Origin of the sequence: Paracraurococcus lichenis, from assembly GCF_030657435.1 — a bacterium.
GTDB classification, from domain to species: domain Bacteria; phylum Pseudomonadota; class Alphaproteobacteria; order Acetobacterales; family Acetobacteraceae; genus Paracraurococcus; species Paracraurococcus lichenis.
Genome location: NZ_JAUTWS010000042.1, coordinates 42,321 through 52,281, shown reverse-complemented (window position 1 = coordinate 52,281; position 9,961 = coordinate 42,321). Strand labels below are relative to the sequence as shown.

Annotated in this window: 6 protein-coding genes; 5 read left to right on the top strand and 1 reads right to left on the bottom strand. The window is 64.1% G+C overall.

The features are described 5' to 3' along the window. The 5 genes from Q7A36_RS28010 to Q7A36_RS27990 form a co-directional block, all read left to right on the top strand. The coding region (locus Q7A36_RS28010) for a hypothetical protein (protein WP_305107075.1) at positions 1 to 1,041 on the top strand (1,041 nt) is incomplete at its 5' end. Positions 1,042 to 1,755: 714 nt separating this feature from the next. Further along, positions 1,756 to 2,271, top strand: a complete 516-nt coding sequence (locus Q7A36_RS28005) for an HPF/RaiA family ribosome-associated protein (RefSeq protein ID WP_305107074.1) — start codon at positions 1,756 to 1,758, stop codon at positions 2,269 to 2,271. Between the two features lie 1,450 nt (positions 2,272 to 3,721). Further along, a complete protein-coding gene (locus tag Q7A36_RS28000) occupies positions 3,722 to 4,114 on the top strand; it encodes a response regulator (protein WP_305107073.1) in 393 nt (130 codons plus the stop codon). 202 nt (positions 4,115 to 4,316) lie between these two features. Further along, positions 4,317 to 4,736, top strand: a complete 420-nt coding sequence (locus Q7A36_RS27995) for a MerR family transcriptional regulator (RefSeq protein ID WP_305107072.1) — start codon at positions 4,317 to 4,319, stop codon at positions 4,734 to 4,736. After that, a complete protein-coding gene (locus Q7A36_RS27990; RefSeq protein WP_305107071.1) occupies positions 4,737 to 6,887 on the top strand; it encodes a PAS domain S-box protein in 2,151 nt (716 codons plus the stop codon). It begins immediately after the preceding gene. Positions 6,888 to 7,085: 198 nt separating this feature from the next. Here Q7A36_RS27990 and Q7A36_RS27985 read toward each other — a convergent pair whose 3' ends face one another. Then, complete coding sequence (locus tag Q7A36_RS27985; protein WP_305107070.1) at positions 7,086 to 9,503, bottom strand: PAS domain S-box protein; 2,418 nt, start codon at positions 9,501 to 9,503, stop codon at positions 7,086 to 7,088. Positions 9,504 to 9,961: the final 458 nt, after the last annotated feature.

Sequence of the window (9,961 nt, the reverse complement as noted above, 5' to 3'; positions counted from 1 at the left end):
CGCGTCGATGACCCGTTGACGGACGGTGGCTCCCAGTGCTCCGTTGCATTCGTGGCAGGTATCGGAACACGAGAAAGGGCTATGGGACCGGCACCCACGACCAGCAAGACTCAGGCTCCCGGGGACGGCACCTCGGAAATCAATCCTCATGCCGAGCGGGTCACGGCCGAGCAATTCCAACACCTCGTTGAGGCCTTCTATGGTACCCGCACCCTTGTGTTCGACAAGCACTTCGCCAGCGAAGTGCTGAAGCTGAACACCGGCAACCGGCGAGTGAACCAACGCAAGCTGGCACAGTTGGCGGACCAGATGCGATCCGGTGAATTCGAAAACACTGGCGAGCCGATCATCGTCTCGGCCGAGGGCGTGCTGAACAACGGCCAGCACCGGCTGTTGGCGGTAGTCGAGGCCGACGCGGTCGTTGACATGGATGTCCGCTTCGGGATTCCGCGTCGAGTCTTCACTAAAACCGATACCGGTGCATCTCGGAGCGGGGGAGATGTGCTAACGATTAAGGGAATACCGCAAGGCGGCCCGGTCGCCTCAGCGGTGCGATTGCTCATTCTCTATCGTCGAGGGTTGCCTGACAGCATCCGCCAGTTCGTCAGCAACGACGAGGTGGGCCGCGCCTTCGAACGCTGGAAGGATATCGCCGAGGTAGTCGCGGCGGTGAACGGCTTCGCTTATCCCCGAGGGATTCGCAGTACGCCACTTTATGCCACCGCCTACCTGGCCTCTCGCTCACCGGGAAAGGCAATGCTCCAGGATTGGCTCTACACGGTGGCAACTGGCCTGAATGCCAGCAAAGGTAATCCGGCCTGGCAACTGCGCGAGCGCCTGATCCGGGGCGTCGAAGCGCCAGTTGGAACCCGCGAGGGCCTGCTCGAACGGTTTGCCCTGATGATCAAGTCCTGGAACCTGCACGCGAGCAGTGAAACCGTGAGCATGCGAGAATTCCGCTGGCGCCCGGAGGGGAGGCATCCGGAGCCGTTCCCGAGGTTTGAGGGAGCGCGCCTACCTAGCTACGAGGGCGTAGGATAGCTGCCGACGCACCCTCAGCGTCGCTGCCAGCACGATGACGATGGCTTGGCAGTGATGTGGGGCAGGTCGAGCGATCTGCGTTGAACGCGGCGTCGATCAGATCTGCCTAGTGCGCCGAATGTCTGACGTTGGAATGACCTGATGGCAGTCTTTGCGCGCGTGATGACGGATTGCGCTTACCAACTGCCACGACCAATACCTCGGTCCAGGTGAGCACCTGCCGCATGCACGCGTCAATCATCTCGCCTTTCCAGCAATAGGCAGCATTCCGACTGAATGAGGAATGCCGGAGCATCGCAATCCAGAAGCCGGAGAGCTCGAAGGGCAGGGGGCTGGTAGCAAGCCCCAGCGATCAAGTGGCGAGCCTGGCGAAAGCACCGGGCATGCAATTGATGGTGCCGGGGCCACTCCTATTGATATCTGGTGTCTCGAGCGTACGCCTCCGGCGCCAGCGTTAAACTGCTTGGCACACCGACGGTCGATGACCGGCATTCGAGCATGTGCTGTGGCCGGGACCTGCGGCAACTGCACTGATCAGGTCACCCGGCCGCTATTCGCGACGGCGGAGACGCTCGGACATATGTCAATGCGAAACCAGGGCGATGGTTGCACGCGAGTGTAGTCCCAAAAAGTTGAATGCCAAGTTATGGTTTTTCGTTCTTTGAACCGTGTTCTCGCACTACCGTGTAACTGGTTGTCAGGAACGGAGGCGAGATGTCCAGTTCGCTTGATGCCGATATACCCGAGAACACGCGGGTTATGGTCGCGGGACGACACCTTGACCTTGGAGAGGTTCTGATAGGGCACGTCGAAACGGAAATGCGGACATTGGCGGATAAGTATTTTCGCCGTGCAGCAGATGCAACCGTCACCTTCTCCCGTACAGCCAAGGGAAGCGGCTTCTGCTGCAACATTCGCTTTCACGTGGCTGGAGATCTTGATTTTGATGGGCGTGCATCACACAAGGAAGCCCACGCTGCTCTCTCATTGGCAGTCGAGCACGTGGCCAAGCAACTCCGCCGCACCAAGCGAGCGCGACGCGAGGACAAGCCCGTAAATTTTGGCAAGGCCAACCTCTTCAAGGCGCATGCCGAGCGGGTCACAGAGCCTGATGACGCACTCGGTATGGTTGACACAGACGAAACCGAGTATTTCGAGAGCATGTTCCCATCCGGATCTTCTCCGGTGACCCTTCCCACGCACGCCAGTCTGCCGCTTGCGGCGGAGTAACTTCCAATCGGCCCGCGGGATGCTTGGCGAGCATCCCGCCAACCGCGGGGACCAAGATGGAAGCGACTAAGGCAGCAGATAGGCCTGATGACGCTCCAGGCAGTAGGTCCGGGGCGGATGCGGCGGCAATCTGGGACAACTACATGGGTGCTCTTCTGGCCACGGTGGAAGCGGTCAGAATGTCCAGGGCGGAAGCGGGCAGATGCACGCAGAACGCGGACCATGGCCTCGAAGGCGCGGCAGAGATGCGGCGGCGTTTGGTGGACGGGCCGCCACCCTCCGCCAGCGAACTGGCGGCGGTGCTGCACCATCTTGGGGCTGCAACGGAAGGCGAGAATGGGCGACCCACTGCGCCGCCCGTCCGAATGCCGACGTAGCGAACTTCAACTCCGCTTACACAAGGCCGAGTCGCTGTTACGGCAGCATGCGGCAGCCCTAGATTAACCTGCTTTGTGCCCGTTGCTTGGCGTACTTTGATCGCGGTCGGGCAGGAAGGTGCTACACCGGTTGCAAAGCCTTCGATGGTCGGCCGTCTTCAAGTTCGAGACCATCGGGCGCCGCGAGGTATTGCTGGCCACCCCGCATTTCCAGAGAGGCCCCGAGCAGGGAGGTTCATACTGCCCTTGCCTAAGGTCGACGGCAACGTCCGGCCCTATGCCGAGGTCGCCATCAAGGACTGCGATGGCGACCTTTGAGGCAGCATGCACAGAACACCCGGTCCGGCATGCCTGCGCATCTACGGCTCATAGTGTGCACCGAACGGATCGTATGGCTCTCAGGATGACGTTGTGGGGGTTAAGTCGCCCCGATCGTCAGCCTGTTGTTTCATCAATGTCGACAAGAACTCCTGCGACTGTAGAGCCTCAATCCTGTTCGCCAAGCAACGAAGTTCTGCATCGGCCGCGGTAGCGCCGGTCTCAAACGTTTTCTTCATTCTTTTTTTAGGCAGGAATCAACCTCTCGTAGCCTTCATCGGGCTGCGATAAGCCTGCATCGACAGCCAAATAGAAGAGGTGTTGCGGGGCGTCCTCGGTCACTTCAGATGGTGCTTCGTTGCACGGCAAGCGTACGTAAATAAGAATTAAGGTTAGGTTCTGTATTTGGTCAAAGAGTTTCACTGATTCCTGATGAGAATGCAACAAGGATGGGTGAAGAGCCCTCAAAAGCTTTGAAGCCTCCAAGCTCTATGCCATGAAAAGTATCATCTGTCTGGTATGTAATATTAGACCAGCCGTTCTCGCCTTAGGAACCAAGGGGCACAGGCACCCTCTTGACCTCCAGAGCCAGCGTCATTTCGTCTTCGTCTTGATGGCTCGGTGACACCAAACAGGGCTTGCGTCAGGCACCTGACACCGATCTGCCACTACACGCATTCGTTGTAGTCCTCCCACGAACCACAATCGATCAATGCGGTTACATGCTTTGGGTACCGGGAGCAGGAACGCCCGCCATGGATGTCCTGGTGGTCGAGGACGAGCCACTCGTGCGCGAGGTCGTTGCGGACGGGTTGCAGGATGATGGTCTGTGTGTGGTCGAGGCACCGACCGCTGAGGAAGCCTTGGCGCTGTTCACGAATGACGGCCGTCCGCAGGTCGTCGTCACCGACGTCAACCTGGGTTCCGGAATGGATGGCCTGACGCTGGCCGAGGAGGCGCACAGGCGCTGGCTAGATGTCGGAGTCGTCATCATGACAGGCAATCCGGTCAATGTATTGGGCCGACCCTCTGACCCGTGCGAGCGCATTCTCCTCAAGCCATTCATGCCCACGGTCCTGAGCCAGTGCGTGCGGGAGTTGCTGGGCGGTTCTTGCCGTGACGCCGAGAGACATCCAGCCCAGCAATAACCTCGGAGAGAGTAAGCCGTGGCGCTACCCTCATGACCCAAGGTCGTGTGGGTCGCAATAGGTGTCTCCTAAACCTCGCTTGAGGATTATCGGTTAAGTTTTGAGCAATAAGCTCAAAAAGTAGTAGGGCAGCCCGGGCGAGGGTTGCCCGACCGCGAGAGTCGACTATGTGAACCCTGTAGTCACTACAGGCGTGTGCCGCATGGTTTTGAACAGCCCGATCGGCATTGGTGCCCTGGCAAGAGCTACTGGCGCGAAGCTGGAGACGATCCGCTGGTATGAGCGGGTCGGCATGCTTCCCGCGCCTGATCGGACGTCCGGCAACTTCCGCAGTTACGGAAAAGTTCACCTTGATCGGCTGAGCTTCATTCGGCGGGCCCGCGGCCTGGGCTTTAGCCTCGACGATGTCCGCCAGCTTCTGCGCTTGGCCGACCAGGGACAGGATACGTGCATCGAACGTGAGCAGGTGGCGCGCGCCTACCTGGCCGAGATCGAACGCAGGGTCGCGGACCTGGAGGCCCTAAAGCGCGAACTCCATGGCTTCGTCGAGGCGGATAGCCAGGGGGCACCGACCCCATGCCGCATCCTCCAGGCTCTGTCCGCCCGTCAGGAGGCAGCGTAGTTGGGCACGACCGTAGAGGTGGTGTCCAACGAACCGACCGAGCCGACGGCGGCCTCGGAAGGCAGCAGCCCAAGCCGTGGTTTTCTCAGGCGCCCGCCCGGGCTGCGTGTTCATCTTCTCGGTCTTATCGTTGCCATGCTGCTGCCCGCCCTGCTCATAGGCGGCGTGGCGGCCTGGTCGCTCGCTGCCAGCTATCGCCAATCATTCGAAGCACGGCTCCAAGATACCGTCCGAGCGCTGGCTCTCTTTCTGGACGCCGAAGTCGACGCTCACCTCTCCACGGTTGCCGCCCTTGCCTCGTCGCCGCTGCTTGAGCGAGACGATCTCGCTGCCTTCGACACGTGGGCGCGCCAAGTTGGTAAATCAGTAGGCGGCTGGGTCGTCGTCAACGATGCCGCGCCGGGTCACCAGCAACTCCTGAACACCGGCTTGCCTGAAGGCGCGCCAATGCCACCCCCCTCTCCACCTGGCGAGGGTGCTTGGACAGTGATCCGGCACGCGATCGAGACCGGCAGGCCTGCGGTTTCCGACTTCTTCGTCGGGCGGGGAACCGGTCGGCCGGTGGTCGCCGTGGCCGCACCGGCCATGCAGGCAGGACACATCACCCGCGTGGTCGTCCTCGTCATGGACCCGGCCCGTATGTCCGAAGAACTGCGCATCATGGGGTTATCAGGTACGGCCTTCGCGTCGGTTGCGGACAGCCAGGGCCGCATCCTGGCGCGTTCCCGTGACCATGAACGCTTTGTCGGGACTGTGCCGCCCAGCAGGGAGGTGCCCGAAACCGAGCGCGCAAGAGGGGTTTTCCGAAGCCAATCGGTCTATGGCGAGCCCGCGATCTACGCCTCTCAGACCCTGAGGGCCGCTCCAGGCTGGACCGTGGTCGTGGCCGAACCCTACGAGCGCTATCAGGCAACCTGGGTCTGGCCGCTAGCAGCCCTGGCGGGCAGTGCAGCATTGGCACTCGCCACCGGTCTTGCCGTTGCAGCCAAACTTGCCCGGCGCGTTCTACGGCCGATCACAGCCCTTGCGCGTCAAGCCGAGGCACTGGCCGAGGGGCATGAAGACCGGGGTGGCACTCCAGCGTCGGGCGTGGCCGAGTTCGAGACCCTGCGGCTGGCCAGCGAGCAGGCTGAGGCGGCGCTCGTGGCTCGGGAGGCCGAATACCGGGCCATTTTCGAGACGGCTGGCGCAGGCGTAGCGGAGCAGGACGTGCGGACGCGCTACTACCTGCGGGTCAACCGGCGCTTCTGCGAGATCGTCGGCCGGAGTCAGGACGAACTGATTCAACACCTCCGTCCGAGCGACATTGTCCATCCTGACGACTGGGACCGCAGTCCTTCGATGCGGGCGCTCTCCATCGGCGTCGAGACGGAAGAGGAGTGCCGTCTGGTGCGACCGGACGGCGCCGTGGTTTGGGTCCGAGTCAGCGCAGCCGTATCTGAGCGGGACCGTCAGGGGCGGCCTCTGCGCGTGGTGAGTGTTGTACAGGACGTCACCGAGCGGCGGCGCGCGGAGGAGGCACGGGCGGTTCTGGCGCGCGAGGTCGACCACCGCGCCAAGAATGCCCTTGCCGTCGTGCAGGCGGCGGTGAGGCTGGCCCCCAAAGATGATCCGGCAGCCTACGCGAAGGCCGTGGAAGGACGAGTCACGACTTTGGCGCGCGCACACACCATCCTGGCTGACGCGCAATGGACGGGTGCCGACCTCCGCGTCCTGGCCGAAGCCGAGCTTGAGGCCTTTCTGTCAGGAATGGAGCAAGCCGGAGAAAGTGGTCCGGTTGTCGATCTGGACGGCCCGCCAGTGGTGCTGGTGCCTGCGGCAACGCAGCCGATCTCAATGGCCCTTCATGAACTCGCCACCAACGCCGCGAAGTACGGTGCACTTTCGGCACCAGGTGGGCGGGTCACGGTGTCGTGGTCGGTCGACACGGAGGCTGGTCTGCTCAGGCTCTGCTGGTCCGAACGTGGTGGCCCACCTGTTCAGGGCCCTCCGTCGCGCCGCGGCTTCGGATCGCGGCTCATCGAGACCACTCTGGCCAGGCAACTCGGCGGCTCAATACGTTCAGATTGGCAGCCAGAGGGGCTGGTCTGGGAAGCCGAGTTGCCGTTGGTGAGGTCGGTGAGGGGTGGACAGGCCCACGTGGCGAAGTAGGCAGCATCAAAGGATTCAAAGCCGCGATGACTGCGAGAAGGACAACAGTAGCTTGCCGGTTTCCCAAGGCGCCAGCCACATGCAGCAACGTCGCCGAGCGGCAAGTTGCTGTTTCCTCGAGCCTGTACTTTGTGTTTCCGCCGGGCACGGCGGCTCGAGCGAGAACGTCTGCGTCGGATCTCGCCGACGAACCTGGGGTTAAGGCACCTGCGATTGTGCCGCCCGGTGCAGCGCGGCCCGAACCGCACCGGCCAGCGCCTCGCGCGGGTAGGGTTTGATCAACACCGCGACTGCATCGTGCTCGCGGCCCTCAAGCCACCTGGCACTGCCGTAGCCGGTGGCCAGGACGTAGGGCACATTGCGGGTCTGGAGCAGGTCGACAGCCGGGAAAGAGTAGTCACCGCCGCCCAGGTTCACGTCCAGCACAGCGGCGCTGAGCGGCCTCTCACCGGCGGCCAGGCGCACCGCGTCGGCGAGGGTACGGGCCGGGCCGACAACGTCGCAGCCGAGCTCGTCGAGTGCTGACTCGATCTCCAGGCTCAGCAGCGCTTCATCCTCCACAACAAGGACACGCGGGCGGACACCCTTCTGTGCAGGCTGATGGTTAGTCTGTTCGATCTGCTGGGTGCATGTGACCCGGCGCTCCTCGATCGAGGCCCGAGGTGACGATTCTTTTGTCAGCGATGGTGCTGTGGACATCAGGAACCGAGGCTCAATCTGCATCTCACAATGGAGGCCAGTGTCCGTCCAGATGAGCTCGAAATCGCCGCCGAGTTGCTGGACGACCAGGGAGGTCAGCAGCCGTGAGCCGAAGCCGCGTCGAGTGGGTGCTTGCACCGGCGGGCCGCCCCGCTCCTGCCACACCAGCCTCAACCCGTTTCCTGTCCCCACGGTGTCCCACGACAGGACCACATGGCCTGCGGGTAGAGAGAGGGCGCCGTACTTGGTCGCGTTCGTGGCAAGCTCGTGCAGAACCATCGCCATCGGCTGAACCGCCTCCGGAGAGAGGCGCACCGCAGGTCCGGACAGCGACAGGCGCCCGACGTGCGCCGCCAGTTCGGCTTCGACGAGAGCACGCAGGTCGGCACCTTCCCACTTCTGTGTCGCCAGCAACGAGTGCGCCCGAGCCATGGCTGTGACCCGCCCCTCGACCGAAGCCGCGAAGCGCGCCGCGTCGTCCCGTGGCGTGAGCCGCAGCAGAGATAAGGCGACGGCCAGCGCGTTCTTTGCCCGGTGGTCAACCTCGCGCGCCAGCAGGTTCCGGAGCTCCTCGGCGCGCTTGCGCTCCGTCACGTCACGCACGACGGAGGTGGAGAAGCGCTGGCCACCCGAGGCGAAGGAGGAGACGGAGAGCTCGACCGGGAACTCGCTCCCATCCCGCCGGGCAGCGGTGAGCTCGCGCCTTGGCAGGTCAGTAGAGCTCGGTCGCTCACCGGAGGTGGTTGCTTTCACCTGCGGCATCAGCGTGCCGAGGTCTCGACCGAGCAGGTCCTCCTCAGCATCGTAGCCAAACATTTGCACCACGGATGCATTGGCCGACACGATCCGCCCGGCGGCGTCGGCGACCAGGATGCCATCGGCGGCTGTGTTCACCACCGAGCGCAGCCGCGCCTCGCTCTCGGCCAGGGCCGCCTCCGCCTTCCGGTGCGGGGTGACGTCGACCTCGGCGACCACGCCGCCCACGATCCTGCCCCGGGCATCGCGGACCGGCGCCGCACTGTTGAGAAAGAACCGCCGCTCCCCCGTGCCGAAGCGCGCGCATTCCACGAGTTCGCCGTGCGTGGTCTCGCCCTTGAGCAGCGCGCGGGCCATGGCCCACTCATGAGCCTGGATGCGCTCGCCTGTCTCCGGCCGGTAGCCAACCCACTCGCCGTAGGCCTCCCAACTGGTGGTGTCGGGCGGCACACCCCAGAGTTCGCGGTGTGCCGCGTTGTCCTTGAGGATCCTGCCCGAGACGTTGGCGATGATCACGCCCACCGGCAGGGCATCGAGCACGGCGCGCAGCGTCGCCTCGCTGTCCCGGAGCGCGGCCTCAGCCTCACGCGCCGCTGTCACGTCGGCCACGGACTCCAGCACCGCAACGGGGCGCCCGGCCTGATCGCGCCGCAGAGCCTTCCGCACGGCAACGACCACCTCGCGGCCGTCCCGGGCGCAATGCCGCAGGTCACCTGTCCACTCGCCGTCGTGCTCGAGCGCAGCCTTGATCTCTGGGAAGGGCACGGGGAAAACGGTCCGCAGCAGGTCGTGCGCGTCGCGGCCAACCACCTCCGCGGCGGACCAGCCATACAGGAGCTCGCAGCCCCTCGACCAGAAGCGGATGGGGCCGTCCCAGTCGCGGACCATGGCCATGCCGAGGTCGAGCGTCCCGGCCAACTCGCCGAGCGTCCGGTTCTGTTCGGCCAACGCCTCACTCCGGCGCAGCAAGGCTTCCTCAGCCGTGGCCATCCAGGCCCGCAGGTCCGCAATCTCAGTGATGGCGACCGGCGCATCCGCATCGTTGGCGTCGCGCGTCAGGGGGGTACCGGAGGCCACGGCCTGGGCGCGTCGGACCAGGGCACCGATCGGGCGCACCACGCGCCGGGCAAGGACGTGCGCGGCGCTGAGGCCGAGGACCAATACCACGGCTGCGCCCGCAGCCAGCCATAGCAGCGGCCGCCGCCACGCCGCTCCGTAAACCTGCCATGGCATGCTGACGGCGACGGTCCACCCCGGCGCATACCGGAGCGGTGCAAGGGCGAACAGAGTGTCCGTACCGTCGAGGTTCCCGCCGCGGACCAACTCCTCCGCAACCTTACTTAGGTGCCCGCCCCCCCCCCCGGTAAGGCGCTGATTGGCCAAGGTAGCGGTCGTGGTCATGCGACCGCGCAACAATGCGCCCGTGCCCGTCGACCAAGCTTGCGACCCCACCCGCCTCCAGGCGCTGCGCTTCGAGCAGGTGCGCAAGGCGCCCGGGCGGCAGTGTCATGGTGAGCAGGCGCATGGGTCCGTCCGACGTGAGGGGCATCACCACAGCGGTCGTGGGGTCACCTGTCGAGGGGCTGAGGTACAGGTCCGTCGTTCGTGGGCGTCCAGAC